General features: G+C 61.9%; 16 protein-coding genes. 5 read left to right on the top strand and 11 right to left on the bottom strand.

Features of this window, described 5'->3' with window-relative positions:
- Nucleotides 1–77: 77 nt before the first annotated feature.
- From CFE47_RS09925 to CFE47_RS09900, 6 genes are all read right to left on the bottom strand, one after another.
- On the bottom strand, nt 78–2,462 hold the full coding sequence (locus CFE47_RS09925) for a TonB-dependent siderophore receptor (protein WP_286836592.1): 2,385 nt from the start codon (nt 2,460–2,462) through the stop codon (nt 78–80).
- 89 nt (nt 2,463–2,551) lie between these two features.
- Nucleotides 2,552–3,511: a FecR family protein gene (locus tag CFE47_RS09920; protein WP_286836590.1), complete on the bottom strand. Its 960-nt coding sequence runs from the start codon at nt 3,509–3,511 to the stop codon at nt 2,552–2,554.
- A gap of 53 nt (nt 3,512–3,564) precedes the next feature.
- Complete coding sequence (locus CFE47_RS09915) at nt 3,565–4,062, bottom strand: RNA polymerase sigma factor (protein WP_286836588.1); 498 nt, start codon at nt 4,060–4,062, stop codon at nt 3,565–3,567.
- A 105-nt stretch (nt 4,063–4,167) separates the two neighbouring features.
- Nucleotides 4,168–5,586, bottom strand: coding sequence for a sugar porter family MFS transporter (locus CFE47_RS09910; RefSeq protein ID WP_286836586.1), 1,419 nt, complete (start codon nt 5,584–5,586; stop codon nt 4,168–4,170).
- Nucleotides 5,587–5,652: 66 nt separating this feature from the next.
- Nucleotides 5,653–6,612 (bottom strand): sugar phosphate isomerase/epimerase family protein, encoded by a 960-nt coding sequence (locus CFE47_RS09905; RefSeq protein ID WP_286836584.1) that lies wholly within the window; start codon nt 6,610–6,612, stop codon nt 5,653–5,655.
- On the bottom strand, nt 6,609–7,625 hold the full coding sequence (locus CFE47_RS09900) for a Gfo/Idh/MocA family oxidoreductase (RefSeq protein WP_286836583.1): 1,017 nt from the start codon (nt 7,623–7,625) through the stop codon (nt 6,609–6,611). Before CFE47_RS09900 ends, CFE47_RS09905 begins: the two co-directional genes overlap by 4 nt.
- 190 nt (nt 7,626–7,815) lie before the next feature.
- Between CFE47_RS09900 and CFE47_RS09895 the strand changes: the two genes are divergently transcribed.
- Both CFE47_RS09895 and aotJ read left to right on the top strand, forming a co-directional pair.
- Nucleotides 7,816–8,838: a LacI family DNA-binding transcriptional regulator gene (locus CFE47_RS09895; RefSeq protein ID WP_286836582.1), complete on the top strand. Its 1,023-nt coding sequence runs from the start codon at nt 7,816–7,818 to the stop codon at nt 8,836–8,838.
- A 111-nt stretch (nt 8,839–8,949) separates the two neighbouring features.
- Nucleotides 8,950–9,726 (top strand): L-arginine-binding protein AotJ, encoded by a 777-nt coding sequence (gene aotJ, locus CFE47_RS09890; protein ID WP_286836581.1) that lies wholly within the window; start codon nt 8,950–8,952, stop codon nt 9,724–9,726.
- Nucleotides 9,727–9,896: 170 nt separating this feature from the next.
- On the opposite strand, the gene CFE47_RS09885 is transcribed toward aotJ, so the two are convergent.
- The 4 genes from CFE47_RS09885 to CFE47_RS09870 all read right to left on the bottom strand — a co-directional run bounded on the left by CFE47_RS09885 (nt 9,897) and on the right by CFE47_RS09870 (nt 13,604).
- Complete coding sequence (locus CFE47_RS09885; protein ID WP_185710202.1) at nt 9,897–10,523, bottom strand: helix-turn-helix transcriptional regulator; 627 nt, start codon at nt 10,521–10,523, stop codon at nt 9,897–9,899.
- Nucleotides 10,523–11,656, bottom strand: a complete 1,134-nt coding sequence (locus CFE47_RS09880; RefSeq protein ID WP_286836579.1) for an NAD(P)/FAD-dependent oxidoreductase — start codon at nt 11,654–11,656, stop codon at nt 10,523–10,525. The genes CFE47_RS09885 and CFE47_RS09880 overlap by 1 nt, the downstream gene beginning before the upstream one ends.
- The gene (locus CFE47_RS09875) at nt 11,653–12,597 is read right to left on the bottom strand and encodes an ornithine cyclodeaminase family protein (RefSeq protein WP_286836577.1); all 945 of its coding nucleotides are present in this window, start codon (nt 12,595–12,597) and stop codon (nt 11,653–11,655) included. Before CFE47_RS09875 ends, CFE47_RS09880 begins: the two co-directional genes overlap by 4 nt.
- Before the next feature lie 68 nt (nt 12,598–12,665).
- Nucleotides 12,666–13,604, bottom strand: a complete 939-nt coding sequence (locus CFE47_RS09870; protein WP_286836576.1) for a LysR family transcriptional regulator — start codon at nt 13,602–13,604, stop codon at nt 12,666–12,668.
- Nucleotides 13,605–13,713: 109 nt separating this feature from the next.
- Between CFE47_RS09870 and CFE47_RS09865 the strand changes: the two genes are divergently transcribed.
- Together CFE47_RS09865 and CFE47_RS09860 are read left to right on the top strand one after the other, a co-directional pair.
- Nucleotides 13,714–15,213: a CoA-acylating methylmalonate-semialdehyde dehydrogenase gene (locus tag CFE47_RS09865; RefSeq protein WP_185710206.1), complete on the top strand. Its 1,500-nt coding sequence runs from the start codon at nt 13,714–13,716 to the stop codon at nt 15,211–15,213.
- 226 nt (nt 15,214–15,439) lie between these two features.
- Complete coding sequence (locus CFE47_RS09860) at nt 15,440–15,781, top strand: hypothetical protein (RefSeq protein WP_286836574.1); 342 nt, start codon at nt 15,440–15,442, stop codon at nt 15,779–15,781.
- A gap of 90 nt (nt 15,782–15,871) precedes the next feature.
- On the opposite strand, the gene CFE47_RS09855 is transcribed toward CFE47_RS09860, so the two are convergent.
- Entirely contained in the window at nt 15,872–17,287 is a 1,416-nt protein-coding gene (locus CFE47_RS09855) for an MFS transporter (protein WP_286836572.1), read from the bottom strand.
- An 88-nt stretch (nt 17,288–17,375) separates the two neighbouring features.
- Here CFE47_RS09855 and soxR point away from each other — a divergent pair, with 88 nt between their 5' ends.
- Complete coding sequence (gene soxR / locus CFE47_RS09850) at nt 17,376–17,828, top strand: redox-sensitive transcriptional activator SoxR (protein ID WP_286836570.1); 453 nt, start codon at nt 17,376–17,378, stop codon at nt 17,826–17,828.
- Nucleotides 17,829–17,831: the final 3 nt, after the last annotated feature.

The following is a 17,831-nucleotide window of genomic DNA, read 5'->3' as shown; positions in this document are numbered from 1 at the left end:
CTGAACCGAGTATAGGCACGCATAAATCTAGAGATGAACGCCCAAAAACACCGATGGGTTGTGCAAAAAAGTCATGCTCAGTATTTCCAGGTCACTGACGCGGTAAGGTTGCGTGGCGCGCCGTAATTGGTCGAGCCGGCAGCCTGGTACAGCGACAGCAGGTACTTCTGGTCGGTGACGTTGTTCAGGTTCAGCGAGGTGCTCCAGTGCTCGTCGAAGTCGTAGCTGCCCATCAGGTCCACCAGGGCATAGGCGCTTTGATACACGCGGCTGTTGCTGTCGACCTCGGTGTGGCTTTGCCATTGCACACGGCTGCCGATCTTGGCTTGGGGCACGCCGGGCAGGCGGTAGGTCAGGCTGGCGCGCACGCTGTGAGTGGGCACGTACTGGCGGGCTTTTTCGCCATTGTTGTCTTCGATGTGCACGTAGGTGTAGCCGCCGGCCAGGGACACGCCGGGCAGGACTTCACCGTTGGCTTCCAGCTCCACGCCACGGCTTTTGTAATCCACGCCGCGATACACGTATTGGCCGTTGACGATGGCCCCGGTGGCCTCGGCGACGTTCTGTTGCTCGGTCTTGAACACGGCGGCGGTGACGCCCAGGCGCTCATCCAGCAGGCGACCTTTCACGCCGACTTCCATGCTCTTGCCTTCCAGTGGCTCGATAATGCCGCCGGCAGTGCTGCGCAGGTATTGCGGTTTGAAGATCTCGGTCCAGCTGGTGTAAAGACTCCACTGCGGGGTTAGGTCATAGACCAGGCCCGTGTACGGCGTGACTTTGCCGTGCACCCGGGTGTTGTGGGGCGAGCCGTAGCCCATGCCTTCGCCATCAGCGCTGAGCATGCGCGCACCGGCGATCCAGTGCAGGTCGTCGGTGAGGCTGAAACGCGCGCCGGCGAACAGGCTTTTCTGGCGGTCGGTGAACAGTTGGGTGTTGAGGTCGTCGGTGTAGTTCATCGCTGGCTCCACCACATTGCCGGCCAGTACATCGGCGAGGCTTTCCACCTGGTTGCCCGCTGCGGAGTTGTAGTGGCCTCGTTCAGTGTGGTGCAGGCGGCCGTAGTTGGCGCCGAGGGTCAGTTCATGTTCACGGCCCAGGAAGTTGAAAGGCCCGGACAGTTGCCCCTCGGCTGCCACTTGATGCTCGGTGCTGGTGGTGCGGTTGATGTACGCGGCGACGGTGCTGGCGCTGATCGGTATGGCGTAGAGCATCTTGGTGTCGGAGTGCTGGCTCATGCCGGACACGGTGAGGGTGCTGGTCCAACCGTTGTCGAAAGCGTGGACCAGTTCGGCGAAGGCGCGTTGGGTCTGGATATTCCAGTAGGTCCACGGCTGGCCGACGCTGGCGCTACGGTCGCTGTAGTGGATGCGGTTGCCAGCGTAGTCGGCAATCGGCAGGCCGCCCCAGGTGCTGCCGTTGGAATAGCTGTCCTGCTGGGAAAAGCCCACGGTGAGGGTGTCGGCATCGGACAGGTCGAAGGCCAACAAACCCGCCATCACGTTGACTTCGTGGCTGTAGTTGTCGAGGTAGGAATTGCCCTTGTCGTGGGAGGTGATAAAGCGCCCGCGCACGTTGCCGCTGTCGGTCAGCGGGCCGGATACGTCCAGGGCCAGGCGCCGGTTATCCCAGGAGCCGCCGCTGGCATCGATGCGGGCCTGGAAGGTGTCGGTGGGGCGCTTGCGCACCAGGTTGACGGTGGCCGAGGGGTCGCCGGCACCGCTCATCAAGCCGTTGGCGCCGTGCAACACGTCGACCTGTTCGAACTCGGTCATGTCCTGCTCGCCCACCAGCACGCCGCCGGAGAAGGGCAAGCCCATGCCGTCGAACTCGAAATTTTCGATCTTGAAGCCACGGGAAGTGAAGGCGGTGCGGTCGGTTTCGAATTGCTCCACGGTCACCGAAGGAGCGCTGCGCAGGGCTTCTTTCACGCTGTTGAGCTTGAAGTCGTCCATTTGCTCGCGGGTTACCACGGTGACGGCTTGCGGGGTTTGCTGGTCGGTGAGGCCGAGCTTGGTGGTGGTGGACTTCGGCTTGCCCTGGTAGCCGACGCTTGGGCCACCGTCCTGCCCGGCATAGTCCTGAATGTGGATGGCCGGCAAGGTCATGTTGTCCGCCTGCTTAGGCAACGGCACCAGGTACAGGGTTACCGCATCGGTACGCGAAAAGCTGTAGCCGCTGCCCTTGAGCAATTCGGCCAGGGCCTGTTCCGGCGAATACACGCCCACCACCGTCGAGCTGCGCAGGGCGCTGTCGAGGTTGCCGTCCAGCAGCACGTTTTGCCCGGATTGCTGGCTGAACACCAACAAGGCCTGACGCAGTTGTTGGGCCGGGATGTTCAGCGACAGCTTATCGACCGAGGTGCCCGGGGCCGGTGCCGCATACGCCGGCACTGCGCCCATGAGCAGGCTGCAGGCGAGGGCGGCGGCGCGCCAGTGCTGGGTGGGTTGAGGATGCTTTGCCATTCAGGTGTTTCCCTATGAGGTCGCGCTATCAGTCCCTCTAGGACGGATGAAGCGCGGCGATACCTGATGGCGATGTGAATTATTTGCAATTAGGCCGGTTGGATCAGCGTAACCAGGTCGGTGTAACGCGTCATCCGCACGGCCAGGGCCTTGGACAATACGTCGAGCATCTGGTCCGGGCGGTTGAGGTTGAGGATCAGGCTGACCCGGCGCGCCGCCAGTTGTGGGTCGGGAATGAAGATCTTGCCTTCACGCCAGCGTTGCAGTTGGTTGACCACGGTGAGCAGCGGTGTGTCGAAGAACACCAGGCGGCCGTTGCGCCAGGCCAATACCTGTTCCAGTTCGGCGCGTTGGATGGCGCCGGTCTGGGTGGCGCTGAAATGCAGCGAGAGGCCTTCGCCCAGATCGGTTTGCTGGCTGGGTGTCATCACCCGCACCGTGTTGCGGCTGACGCTCAACTGCGCGTTGGCACCGTCACAGGACAGGCAGAAGTCGGCTTCGTTGGTTAACACACGACCGGCCTGGGTCTGCACCGAAAACTCACCGGCAGCCTTGGGCACGATGCTGAAAAACGCTTCGCCTTGCAGCAGCTCTACGGCGCGCTGGGTCGGGGAAAAGTTCAGGTTGAGTGCGCTATTGCCTGCCAGTTCTACCGTCGAGCCATCGGGCAATTGCACGCTGCGCCGCTCGCCAACGGCGGTGCGCACATCGGCAAAGGGTGAGCTGACGCCTTTGAGCCACAGGGTGCTTGCGCTGGTGGCAACCACCGCCACACTGGCGGCTGCGGCGAAACCGACAAAGCGCCGCCGCGATAGCTTGGGTGCTTGCATGACCGGTGGCGCCAGCAGCGCCGTCGCCGCCCACACTTTTTCCAGATGGGCATAGGCCTGGGCATTGCGCGGGTCGGCGGCCAGCCATTGGGCCAGCTCATCGCGCTCGGCTGGGGTCGGTGTGCCGCCATGGACCAAGGCAAACCACTCACTGGCCCGGTGGCTGGCGTCATCGGGGCGGGCGAGGGGCGTGGCGTGGCGCGGCGGTTCAACACTCATGGGCTAATCAATTCAACAAAAACCGTTCAGGCGGCGAGTATAAGTGAAGGCGTTCACTCGGGCATGCCCTGCTTCAACAAGTCCAGTGCACGCACCATGCGGCTGTACGCGGTCTTGGGCGAAATGCCCAGGCGTTCGCCGATCTCCACATAGGTCAGGCCTTCGACCCGCACCAGCAAAAATACGTCGCGGCAGGGTTCAGGCATGTGCTGCAGCACGTCATTGAGAGCCGCCAGCTGCTGGTTGGCGATGGCGGCTTGTTCCAGGGTGGGGCTCGGCTGTTCGAGGGAGCCGGGCTCCTGCATGTCCAGCGGCTCGCCCTTGCGGTGTTCCTGGCGGCGGGTGTGGTCGATGAACAGGTTACGTGCGGCCGAGAACAGGTAGGCGCGGAAGTTTTCGATACGGGTGCGGCCCATCTGCTCCGAGAGGCGGATGAACGCGTCCTGCGTCAGGTCGGCTGCGGTTTCCTTGCAGCGTAGACGGCGGTCCAGGTAAGCCTGGATTTCACCACGATGGGCGAGGTAAAGCGCCTTGAGATCTGAGCCGGACATAAAGCTACCTGACAGCCATGGAAGCAAGCGCGGCGCAATATAACAAACGAGAATGATTGTTAATAGCGGCGAGATGGCTTTTTTCGCCATCCCGCCACGGGCAGGTCAGTCGTAGAGACGGTGTTCGATTTCCTCCAGCGTACTGCCCCGCGTCTCCGGCACGCAGATCGCTACGAAGATCAGCGACAGCACACCCGCAGCCGCGAACACAAAGAAGGTCTGGCCGATACCGATGGTTGCCACCAGCGTGGGGAAGAACAGGCCGATCATCACGTTGGTCAGCCACAGCCCGGCGATCGCCATGCCCATGCAGCCGCCCCGAATGCGCATCGGGAAAATCTCCGCCAGCATCACCCACAACGACGGGCCGATCAGCCCTTGCATCGACGCCAGGAAAAACGCCATGGCGCCCAGGATCAGCATGGCGCGGGTCACCGAGGGCTCGAACCAGGTGGATACCAGGCCGATCATCAGCAACGACAAGGTGGTGCCGGCAAAGCCGAACAGCATCATCGGCCGGCGGCCAACGCGGTCCAGCAGGTAGATGCCAATAAAGGTCGCGGCGATGGAGATCACGCCGTTGACCACGTTGGCGATCAACGCGCTGCTTTGGGCCAGGCCGGCTTCGGTGAGGATCTGCGTGCCGAAGTACATGATGGAGTTGACGCCGGTCAGTTGCGACGTCACGGCGATGCCGATACCGATCAGCAGTACGCGGCGCGCACCTTTTTTCGACAGGTCGCGCCAGCCGCCGCTTTTGACGAATTTCTCGTTGCTGATCTGCCGGGTGATCGCGGCGATTTCTTCCTTGGCGTAATACTCCTCACGCACCAACTTGAGCACGTCCAGCGCTTCCTTGAAACGGCCCTTGGTTGCCAGCCAGCGCGGGCTTTCGGGCATGTACAACATGCCGAACCACAGCGCCACCGCCGGCAAGGTGGCCAGGGCGAGCATCCAGCGCCACACGCCGTCGAGGTCGCCAAACAGGTTGCCCAGCAGCGCATTGGTGGTGAATGCGAGGAACTGGCCGGTGACAATCATCAGCTCGTTGCGCGTGATAATCCGCCCACGAATATTGGACGGCGACATCTCCGCCAGATAGGCCGGGACCACCACCGATGCGCCGCCAACCGCCAGTCCGAGGATGAAACGCGCAGTGACCATTACATTGAAGTTCGGCGCCAGGGTGCAGGCCAGAGCGCCAATAAAGAACACCACGGCCAGGTAGAGGATGTTACGGCGCCGGCCCTGCAGGTCGGACACCCGTCCGCCGACCAGCGCACCGAGCATGGCGCCAATCAACAGTGAGCTGGTTACCAGCCCTTCGGTCATGGGGGTGAGCCCCAGGTCGTCTTTCATGTACAGCAGGGCGCCGTTGATCACGCCAGTGTCGAAGCCGAACAGCAGGCCGCCAAACGTGGCGATCGAGGTGATTTTTTGCAGGTAGCGCCTGGCCTGGCGTTTTTCTGTATTGAGGTAGGGCGTGGCGTCTTGTGCCGTATTTCCGTAGGAATTAATTGTCATTGTGGTATTCCGACTGAAACGAAGGGGCACTCAGCCACAGGTTGGGCTGAGTGCTTTTGCGCGGCGCTAGATCGCCTGGGGTTTGAAGTCGCTGGCCGCGACGGGCATCACGCCTTTGAGCAGTGCGACAGATTTCTCCAGGCCTTCCAGGCTGTTAAGCAGTACGTCTTCGTGCTCGATGGACAGCCAGCCGTCGTAGCCGGCCATTTTCAGGCGGTAGCAGAACTGGCGCCACCACTCTTCACCATGGCCAAAACCGAGGGTGATGTAGGACCAACTGCGCGCCGACACATCCATCAGCGAGCCGTTTTCCAGTAACGAGTCCACCGCTTGTACTGGCGTGTTGAGCATCGTGTCCTTGGCGTGCACGTGGTACAGCGCGTCGCCCAGGGCGTCGGCGGCGGCCAGGGGGTCGGCGCCCATCCAGAACAGGTGGGACGGGTCGAGGTTGGCGCCGATCACCGGGCCGACAGCGTCGCGTAGTTTGAGCAGCGAGCGCACGTTGTACACGCATTGGCTGCCGTGCAGTTCCAGGGCGATGCGCTCCACGCCATTGACCTTGGCCAAGTCGGCGATTTCGCTCCAGAACGGCAGCAGGCGTTCCTCCCACTGATAGCGCAGGATGGTCTGGGTTTCTGGCGGCCATGAGGCAACCACCCAGTTGGGCATGCGGTCACCCGCCTGGCCTTCGGGCAAGCCGGACATGGTGCACACGGTCTTGACCCCCAATTCGCCGGCCAGGCGAATGGTGTCTTTAAGGCACTGCGCCTGTTCCGGCTGCGTCGGGTGCAGCGGGTTGCCGTTAGCGTTGAGGGCGATGATCTCCAGGTTGTGCTGTTCGAAGCTGTGGGTGAAATCCCGGCGTGCGGCGTTGCTCTCGAGCATCTGCTTGAGGTTGAAGTGTGGCGCGGTGGACCAGCCGCCGGTGTTCACTTCCAAGCCCGACAGGCCCATGCGTTCAGCATGCTTGAGTACATCGCCCAACGGCAGGTTGCCCAGGGTATCGGTGACAAATCCCAGCTTCATAGCGAGGCTCCTTCGCGTGGCAGGTAGAGTGAGGGGGTGTCCAGGGGGCGCAGGGTGATGCGGCGGCCTTCGGTGAGCGCCTGCACGCCGGCTTCGGCCATCAACGTGGCGCAATAACCATCCCAGGCGGTGGCGGCGTGGGCTGGGAACTGGCCGTTGCGCACGAACTCGACAAACGCCTTGTCCTGCAAGCGGTAGGCCTCTGCAAAGCGCGGGCGCCAGTCGGCAGCGTAACGCTGTACCGCCTGCAGGCCGCTGTTGTAGTGGGCGTGAACGGGAGCTGCGAGTTGCACCGAACCCTGTTTGCCCACCAGCTCACCGCGCACGTCATAGCCGTAGTGGGCGTTGTTGTTCACCTCGATGTTCACCAGGTGCCCGTCGCGGGTTTCCAGCACCATGAACACCGGCGCGCCGATGCCGCCTGCCGGCTGGAATACCGAGATGGCGCTGTATTCGGTGTCAAGCACATGGCGCGCCACATCGAACTCATGGGGCGCCGAATTGCTGATCGCCATTTGCCCGCTGAAGTTGGCCGGTGCTTCGACGTTGCGGTGGAAGTTATGCATCATCACTGCGCTGCCGATCGCGCCGCTTTGCAGAGCGTGCTTCATCTCGCGGTAGGAGGGGTCGAAACGGCGCATGAAGCCCAGTTGGATGAACTGGCGCCCCACTGAGATCTCGCGGTCGATCACCGCCAGGCATTCCTCGGAACTGGGCGACAGCGGCTTCTCGCATAGCACTGGCTTGCCCAGGTCGATGGCTGCCAGGCACAGCGCGGCATGGGTGGCGTCGGGGCTGGCGATGATCACGGCGTCCACGTCGCTGCGGGCCAACGTGGCCAGCGGATCGGTGGCGACATGCGCCGCGCCGTAGCGCTGGGCGACTTCCTTGGCACGCTCGGGGTTGGCGTCGCAGATCACTTGGAGCGTGGTGCCCGGCAAGTCCTGGGCAATGATGCGGGCGTGGTCTTCGCCCATGATGCCGGCGCCGATGACGGCGATTCGGAGGGTCATGGTGGGGTGTCCTGACGAATTGTTGTGGTTGTTATGGAGCGATTATTGGCGGCGCCAAATCTTCGTTCAAGGACGAGCAAGGGCTAAATATGATGGGAATTCCATCAAATAATGCGCGGCGCAGGCGTCGATAAGTCGGGAATTACCCTTTATAACTGATGGTATTCCTATCACTGGCAAGGCGCCCTTCATGGCCACTAAAACCCCTGCGCAACTTTGGAAAGGTCCCACCGTCGAGCAGATCGCCAAGGTCGCCAGGGTGGGTGTTGCCACGGTGGACCGTGTGCTCAACAACCGTTCGAATGTGCGGGAAAACACCCGGCTCAGAGTGCTGGCGGCGCTGGACAAGCTCAAGCAGGACCAGGCCAATGGCACCGCCACCTTGCACATCAAGTTGTTCTGCGATTCGGGTGAGACCTTCAACGCCACGTTGGCCAGCGCAGAGGCGGCCATCAACAGTTCCACCCCCGGCGTGGTCGTACACGGTCACTATGTGCCCACCAATCAGGTCGACCCGGCGGCCTTTGCCGACCAGGTGCAGGCAGAGGGTGCCTCGGCGGATGGCGTGATCGTGGTGTCCCGTGAACATCCGGCGATCAACCGGGCAATCCGCGCCTTGTGCCGCCAAGGCATCCCGGTGGTCTGCCTGACCACCGACCTGCCCAACTCGGGGCGCAGCGCCTATGTGGGCAACGACCAGTACGCTGCCGGCAGCGTCGCCGGGTTGCTGATCGGCAATGCGCTGGCGCGGGAGAAGGCCAAGATTTTGCTGGTTACCAGCATGGCGTTTCGCTGCCAGCAGGAGCGTGAGATGGGCTTTCGAAGGGTGCTGCGGGCGGAGTTTCCCCACCTGAAAATCGATGAGCGGATGATGTCCGACGACCGTCCGCAAACCACTGCCGAACAGCTGATGCGCTACTTCTCCAAGCACGATTACCCGGCTGCCATCTACAACGTGGCTGGCGCCAACCGGGGTGTGGCCCAGGCCATCGGTACCATCGCTGCCGAGCATCGCCCGGTATTTGTCGGCCATGAATTGACCGGACACACGCGGGCCATGCTGGAGTCCGGGGTAATGGACTACGTGGTGTCGCATGATTTTATCGGCGAGATGGTGGCGGCCGTGCGCTGGATTCGCGGGGCACGCGAAGGCGCCAGGGCGGCGCCACCGTTTACGCGGGTGCTGGTGCATACGCGGTACAACTGTGATTGACGGGTAAGACGTAAAAGTCCAGTATGGAATTATAAGTACAAAAAGCGCTGCGCCCGCTTCACCTTTTTCTTCACTCTTGCCAAATCAACAACAACTTGCGAGATCACCCCCATGAAGAAACTCCCCCTCATCACCGCCCTGGCCCTTGGCCTGATTGCGGCTGGCCCGCTGCTGGCGGCCGAGAAAACCCTGCGTATCGGCATCGAGGCGGCTTACCCGCCGTTCGCGTCCAAGACTGAAGACGGCAAGATCGTCGGCTTCGACTACGACATCGGCAATGCGTTGTGCGCGCAGATGAAGGTCAAGTGTGTGTGGGTCGAAGGTGAGTTCGACGGTCTGATTCCTTCCCTCAAGGTGAAGAAAATCGACATGGCGCTGTCGTCCATGACCATCAACGAAGACCGCAAGAAGTCGGTGGACTTCACTCACAAGTACTATTTCACCTCGTCACGCCTGGTGATGAAAGAAGGCGCGGTGGTGGATGACGGATACGTCAGCCTCAAGGGCAAGACCGTCGGCGTGCAGCGCGCCACCACCACGGATCGTTACGCCACCGAGGTGTTTGAGCCCAAGGGCATCACCGTCAAGCGCTACAGCAATAACGAAGAAATCTACATGGACCTGGCAGCGGGGCGCTTGGATGCGATCTTTGCCGACACCATTCCTTTGAACGACTTCCTGCAGATGCCACGGGGCAAGGGCTATGCGTTTGTCGGGCCGGAGCTCAAGGACCCGAAATACGTGGGCGAGGGCGCGGGGATTGCGGTGCGCAAGGGCAATGAGGCGTTGGTCAGCGAACTGAACACGGCGATTGACGGGATTCGCGCGAACGGTGAGTACCAGAAGATTTCGCAGCAGTACTTCAAGTCCGACATCTACGGCGATTGAGGGTGTCACCGATATCCAGACCGCTTAGGTCAATGTGGGAGCGGCGGTGCGACGATTCGACTTGCTCGCGAATGCGGACTGTCAGTCACCGGATGTATTGACTGACCCACCGCTTTCGCGAGCAAGCCCGCTCCCACATTTTGACCGCGTGCATCAACCCAATGCCGCCGCTAACCCTTCAGTTCCTTGAGGTGCTTGTACACCGTCGCCCGGCCCATCCCCAGCACATTCGCCACATAGTTCGATGCGCTCTTGCCCTTGAACGCGCCCTCGGCATGCAGCGCCAGCACCAACTCGCGCTTGTGGTCACGGGTCAGCAGATTCAGGCTCAGTTGTCGCTCGCGCATCCACGCATGCAAAAACGTGTTGATACGTTCCTGCCAATCGTCGCGAAACAGCGAGTCCGGCTGTGGGATCAGTTTGCTCGGCGACAGGAACAAATCCAGCGCCGCCTTGGCGTTTTCGAACAGCGAAATATTCAGGTTGATGCACAACACCGCCAGCCGCTGGCCGGTGTGATCGTGCAGCACGGTGCTGAGGCTGCGGATTTTCTGGCCGTCCCAGTTGAGCTTTTCGTACGGGCCGATATTCACTTCGCTGACGTCGTCAGTGAGCATGTCCTCCAGCGCCGAGTCGTCGCCAATCGCTCGTTTCGACAGGTTGTTGGCGATGTAGTCGACCTTTTGCGAGCGCAAGTCGTGCAGCACCGCTTCGGCGTGGGGAAAGAACAGCGTGGCGATGGCGTCGGCCATCGCACGGAAGTTCTGCATGACCTTGTCTTGTTCAGCGGTGTTCATCAATGGGGCTCCAGGCGGGCGGGGGAGAGCATACCAGCGTCGAGGCCGAATCGCGCCAGGGCTTCGGGCAACGCCGCGCCGCGTATCAGTGCGGCGCTGGCCTGGCCCATGGCCGGTGAGGTCTGGATGCCATAGCCACCTTGGGCCGCTACCCAGAACAGGCCGGGTACCTGGGGATCGAAACCGCTGATCAAGTCACCGTCCTGCACAAAGCTGCGCAGCCCGGCCCAGGTGCGGGTAGGGCGGCGAATGGTCAGGGTGGTGGCTTCTTCGATCTGGTAGATGCCCATGGCGATGTCCAGTTCTTCGGGCTGGATATCCTGGGGTTCCACCGGGTCGGCATTGGCGGGCGAGCCGAGGAACATGCCGGCGTCAGGCTTCATGTAGAAGGACTCGTCCAGCGCCACCAGCATCGGCCAGTGGTGGGTGTCCACGCCTTCGGGGCCGGCGAAGATGAAGGCCGAGCGACGTTTGGGTTGCAGGCCGATGGCGGCGGCACCGGCCAGCGCGCCGATCGTGTCGGCCCAGGCGCCGGCGGCGTTGATGATGATCGGTGCGGTATAGGTGGCTTCGCCGGTGTTCACGTGCCAGACGCCTGCGGCATCGCGGCTTAACCCAAGCACGGCGTGATCGGTCAACACCTCGCCACCGTTGCGACGGATGCCACGCAGGTAACCCTGGTGCAGGGCGTCGGTATCGATGTCGCTGGCGGTCGGGTCATACAGCGCGCCGTGGACTTTTTCGCGGCGCAGGATCGGCAGCTTTGCGCACGCTTCGTCGGCGCTCAGCAGTTCGACTTGCGACACGGTGGCCTTGGCGCTCAAGTACTGCGCGCTCAACTCGGTGGCATCGCCAATGAAATCCACGGTCATCTCGCCCCGTGGGGTCAGCAGTGGATGCTCGCAAAAACCTGGCGGTGGGTTGTCGAAAAACTCACGGCTGGCCAGGGTCAACGCGCGTACTTGCGGGGTGCCATAAGCGGCGGTATACAACGCCGCCGAACGCCCGGTGGAGTGATAGCCGGGATGGCTCTCGCGCTCCAGCACGATCACCTTGCCGTGCTGCGACAACCAGAAACCCGTGGACGCGCCGGCAATCCCGCCGCCGATGATGATGAAATCTGCGTGGCTCATAGCTGTCTCCAAAGGGCGTTGGCCAATGCAATGTCTTCCAGGCCCAGGCCGATGGAACGGAAGAATACAGAACGGTCGTAGGTAGGGCGTTGCACGTGTTCGCTGAGCAATTCCGGCAGGTCGCCGATGATGTCGCGCTTGTCCCAGCCATGCTGTTCGGCGGCGATCAGCATCTCACCCGCCGCGCCCGGAGTGGTCTGGCGATAGTCGCAGAACACCTGCATGGCGTTGAGGGACTGGGGCGGTACTTCGTGGGCACGGGGCGCGTTGGTGCTGATGGAGGTGATCAATGCGGGTTTGCTCAAGCGGGCGGGATCGATCACCGGGCTGGCGGATGAGGTGCACAGCAGGATCACATCGGCGTCCGCCAGGGCCGTATCGCGGCTGTCGGCGATGACGACGCGCGGGTCCAGGCCTTTGAGATGAGCGATGGCCTCGGGCGTGGCATTGGCCAGGCTGGGCGAATACAGACTGATGTGCTGCCAGTCCCGCAAGTCCTTGACGTAATGCAAGTGCGCCTGCGCCACCTTGCCACTGCCGATAATCGCCAGGCGCTGCGCGGATAACGGCGCCAGCGCATCCACTGCCAGTGCGGTGGTTGCAGCGGTGCGTGCGGTGGTCAATTCGGCGGCGTCGCACAGCAGCACCGGCTGGCCGGTGTGCATCGACATCAACAGCGTCCACGCGGTCACCAGCGGCCCTTGTTCACGCACGATATAGGGCGAGGTCTTCACCCCGTACACCCCGTCCTCGGCCAGCACGCCCAAGTAGTTGATAAAGTCCCCGGCGCCTTGCGGGAACTCCACCAGTTGCTGCGCCGGCTGCACCGCCAGCCCAGCGGCCAGATCGCGAAACAGCTTATGCAGAATCTGCGGCACATCGACCTGGGCGAGCAGTTCGCGGGCTTGGGCTCTGTTGATCACTTGAGGGGTGCTGGACATAGGAGTCTCCGTGACTAAACTATTTTGTCTATTATGGACTTTTGGTTCTGTCGAGCAAGAGGGAAACCTCAACCTTCGAAGCGAAACCCCGCCGACAGTTTTTCCTTCAAAAAGCTGACCAGCGCGCTCACCGACTTCGGCACGTGGGGTGAGTACGGGCGAATCAGGTAGATCTCATCGGCAAACGCACCCTTGAGCGTCCAGTCCTTGAGCACCTGCACCAACTTGCCGCTGGCCAACGCGGCATGGGCGCTGAAATCCGGGAGCAGGGCGATGCCCAGGTGGTTGAGCGCCGAGTCGCGCAGGGCTTCGCTGTTATTGGTGGCGAAGCTGCCGGAGATAGGCACGGTGAGGCGTTCGACGTGTTTGGTGCCGCGCTCGAAGGTCCAGGCGGGTTGGTCGGTGCCGCGTGGATAGAACAGGCAGTTGTGGGCTGACAGTTGCGTCGGTTCGCGGGGCTCACCGTGGCGTTGCAGGTAGTCTTGGGTCGCAACCAGCACTGAGCCGGTGTCGCACAGCTTCCAGGCGACATGGGTCTCCGGCACCTGGAAACCATGGCGCACCGCCAGGTCATAGCCCTCGGCGGCGAGTGAACTCAAGGCGTCCGAAACGTCCAGTTGGATGCGTACTTGCGGGTAGCGCTGCAAAAACTCCGACAAGTGCGGCACCAACTGCTGACGGGCGAACGCCACCGGCGCGGTCAGCCGCACCAACCCACGAATCTCCCCCACAGAATCGCGCACCGACGAGAAGCTGCGCGCGATCTGTTCGTAGGCGCTGCGCACTTCGCGGGTGAGCGACAGTCCGGCATCCGTCAGCCTGACGCTGCGGGTGGTGCGCGTCACCAACTGCGTGCCGGTGGCCTTTTCCAGGTCGGAAATGCGCTGGCTCACAGCGGATTTACTCACCCCCAGGCGCGCCGCCGCAGCGGTGTACGTGCCTTGTTCTTCCAGCACCGACAGCCAGTGGATATGGGTCCACAGTCCTTCGATCTCGGTTTTTTCCATAATTGGATTGTTCGTTTAAGTGGACAATAAGTTCAGGATTCTGCTCTGGTTTGGAACAAATCGAAAGCCTATCGTGTGTCCATCGCTTATCCACCTGGGATCGACTGCCATGACAACTACAATCGAGCACTACATTAACGACCAACGCGTGTCCCGCGATGATCGCTATCAGGACGTCTTCAACCCGGCCACCGGCGAAAAAACCGGCCGCGTGGCCCTGGCCAGCCGCCAGACCGTTGGCGAAGCCGTCGCCGCCGCTCAGGCCGCCTTCGACGACTGGGCCGACACTCCGCCCATCCGCCGCGCCCGCGTACTGTTCCAATACCTGCACCTGCTGCGTGAGCGCAAGGACGACCTGGCCCGCATCATCGTGGCCGAACACGGCAAGGTCTTCACCGACGCCCAAGGCGAAGTGGACCGTGGTATCGACATCCTGGAATTCGCCTGCGGCATTCCGAACCTGCTCAAAGGTGAACACTCGGACCAGGTTTCCCGAGGCATGGACAACTGGACGATGCGCCAGCCGCTGGGTGTTGTCGCGGGCGTGACGCCGTTCAACTTCCCGGTGATGGTACCGATGTGGATGTACCCGATCGCCATCGCGGCGGGCAACACCTTCATCCTCAAGCCAAGCCCGACTGACCCAAGTGCCTCGCTGTTCATGGCCGAACTGCTGCGTGAAGCGGGCCTGCCCAAAGGCGTGTTCAACGTGGTGCAGGGCGACAAGGAATCGGTGGATGCGCTGATCGAGCACCCGGACGTCAAGGCCCTGAGTTTTGTTGGCTCGACGCCAATCGCTCAATACATCTACGAAACCGGCGCCCGCAACGGCAAGCGCGTCCAAGGCCTGGGCGGCGCGAAAAACCACATGGTGGTGATGCCCGATGCCGACATCGAAAAAACCGTCGACGCCCTGATGGGTGCCGCCTACGGCAGTGCCGGCGAACGCTGCATGGCCATCTCCGTCGCGGTGCTGGTGGGTGATGTGGGTGACAAAGTCGTTGCCGCCCTGACCGAGCGCGCCAAGCAACTGCGCATCACCGATGGCCGCGATCTGAAAGCCGAAATGGGCCCGATTGTGTCCCGTGCAGCGCTTGAACGCATCAGCGGCTACATCGAGCAAGGTGTGCAAGCGGGCGCCCAACTGCTGCTGGACGGGCGTGACTACGTGCCGACTGAAGCAGGCCTGGAAAACGGCTTCTGGCTCGGCGCGACGCTGTTCGACCACGTAACCCGCGAGATGAGCATCTACCGCGAAGAAATCTTCGGCCCGGTGCTGGCGTGTGTGCGCGTGAATGACTTTGGTGAAGCGATCAAACTGGTCAACGACCATGAGTTTGGCAACGGCGTGAGCTGCTTCACTCGCGACGGCAACATCGCCCGCGAATTTGCACGGCGTATCCAGGTGGGCATGGTCGGCATCAACGTACCGATCCCGGTGCCGATGGCCTGGCATGGTTTTGGTGGTTGGAAGAAGAGCCTGTTTGGTGACATGCACGCCTACGGCACTGAGGGTGTGCGGTTCTACACCAAGCAAAAGTCGATCATGCAGCGCTGGTCGGAGAGCATTGAGCAAGGCGCCGAATTCGCGATGCCGGTTTCCAAATAATCCCAGGTTGTAGTAGATCCAGTGTGGGAGCGGGCTTGCCCGCGATAGCGGCGTGTCAGTCAACCTTTTTGGTTCTGATACACCGCAATCGCAGGCAAGCCAGCTCCCACATTTGCGTAAGGAACGAGGCACAAGTCTTGGCTTCGCTTGCTCTACCTAGAGGAACTTGGCACGCTCACCCAGCGAGCGAACACAGTCAAGTCAATCAATATAGGGAAATGCCACGTTGAGCTGGGTAAAATTCGCAGTATTGCTGGCCTTGTTGGGCACGTTGCTGGCCGGTTGCGCGCCGTCTCACTCGGCATGGACGGGCGTCAGGAACGCGTTTGTCGGTACGCGCTTCGATGCCCACCTCTATGATGATTGCAGCCGCGGCTGTGGCGATTCCTATTGGTCCCCGGTCAACAAGAACAAGGTCTATGACCAGGTTGTGAAGGAGGGCGATAGCCAGCGCTATTTCGTGACCTGGATCCGCGACTGTCGTTACTCTGTGCTCGTCTCGGGTGAGGGCGTTATCCAATCCTGGCGCTATGAGAATGAAAACCGTAGCAGCTGTTACATTTTCTAGTCGGCTGTTTTCACCGCCGCCCGGTGCGGATATCGAAATGTGGGAGCGGTCTTGTGTGGGCGCTGGCCCCCACACAAGCATCAGCGGCCACTAATCGATCAGTTGAACGACCCGCCTGGCAATCAGCACACCCACCACCGGTGCCAGCGCAAACATCCCAAACAACCACATCGCTGCGCTTGCTGTGCCTTCGATTCCGCCGGGTTCAGTGAGGCCCGCGATGTTCGCGACCATGCCCGCCAGTGCGGCGCCAAACGCGGTGGCGAACAGTTGCACCGTGGTAATGGACGCAGAGGCCAGGTCCTGTTCGCCGGCGGGTGCCACTTGGAACACCCGGGTCAACAAGTGCGGCCATGTCAGGCCCACCCCCAGGCCTATCAGGGTAAGCGCCATGCAAATCGGCACAAGTTTCTGCGCATCGCCATGGCTTTCGCTAGGCATTAGCAGCGCCAGTGCCAGCATGCCCACTACACCCAGGATCGGTCCGGCCAGGATAGCCCGTCGAACATTCGCGCCGGTTGTTCCGGCGCTGGCGATTGACCCCAGCGTCCAGCCGGCCGCCATCAGTGCGGCAAGATAGCCGGCCACCAGTGGCGACTGGTGGTGCAGAACTTGAAGAAACAGCGGTACAAAGATTTCGCCACTGGTGACGGCGACCGCCAACAACGACATCGTGGCGTACAGCGCGCCAAGCGCAGTGGTCAGCCGAAAGGCTCCAGCGGGCAACAGTCGATGGCGGGCGCGGCTTTCTGTGACGATCAGCAGGCCAGTGAGCAGGGCTGCCGCTGCGAGCCCCAGCAGGTTCAAGGGCAGACTGGAAGAGACACTGCCGGCCGACACCGAAAGTACCGCGGCCGTCAGCAACCACAACTGAGTGATCGGCAACGGTGTTGGCTCAGCGCGGTCTGTGCTGCGCCCAGGCAGTACCGTTGCGGCCAGCACTGCGAACAACCCGGCCACTGGAATCAAGGACCAGAACGCCGCTCGCCAGATGCCCAGTTCGGCAAAAACGCCGCCCACGGCTGGCCCGACCAGCGTTGCGACACCCCACATCCCAGAGACCAACGCCATTGCGCGTGGCCACAAGCGTTCATCGAATACCAGCCGAATCATTGCGTAGGACAGCGCGAACAAGAATCCACCGCCCAGTCCCTGTACCAGCCGCCCGACCAGCATCACTGGCATGGAAGGCGCAAACGCGCAGGCCAAAGACCCGCCGGCGAACACCAGGCTGGCAACGAGGTAAGCCCCACGCGGCCCCAGGCGGCCAAGCAAGCGTGCAGACAACGCCGAACCGAGGATCGAGGCGGTGACAAACAGCGTGGTGTTCCAGGCGTAATAGTCGATGCCGCCGATGTCCTGGACCACTGACGGCAGAATCGTGGTGGCGATGTAGACGTTAATCGCATGCAGCACCACGCCACCTGCCAGGGCCAGTGACCGTACGCCGTTTGCACCGGACAGCAAGGCGGCCCAGTTGGAGGGAGAGGTTCGCGCTGTGTTCATGGAGACTCCATGTCAAAGGAATGAAGGCTTGCCAGGACAAGCCGACACTCTTTATAAGACCTCATGTATAGATGAGGTCAAGGCGCCAATGGAAGCGAAAATCGATGTGCACATCCCCCTCGGGGTCGGCGAAGTGGCGCGGCGTAGCGGGGTGACCGTGGCGACGGTACATTTTTACGAAGCCAAGGGTTTGATCAACGGCCAACGCAGCCCAGGCAATCAGCGCCGCTACCACCGTGACGTGCTGCGCCGCATTGCGGTGATCAAGGTGGCGCAGCGCGCGGGGATTCCGTTGGCAACCATCAAGGCAGCACTGGAGGATCTGCCGCTGGGGCGACCGCTGACGGCCAAGGACTGGACGCAGCTTTCCAAGCGCTGGCGAGACATGTTGAATGAGCGAATCAACAGCCTCACGCAACTGCGCGACCAACTCGACGAGTGTATCGGCTGCGGGTGCCTGTCCCTGGCTGACTGCCCGCTGCGCAATCCGGGGGACCGGTTAGGGCAGGTGGGAGACGGGGCGGTGTTATTGGGAAAATAAAAC

Origin of the sequence: Pseudomonas sp. PGPPP1, from assembly GCF_002255865.1 — a bacterium.
Taxonomy (GTDB): Bacteria; Pseudomonadota; Gammaproteobacteria; order Pseudomonadales; family Pseudomonadaceae; genus Aquipseudomonas; species Aquipseudomonas cremoris.
The sequence above is the reverse complement of the archived record's forward strand: the minus strand, read 5'-3'. Positions and strand labels throughout refer to the sequence as shown.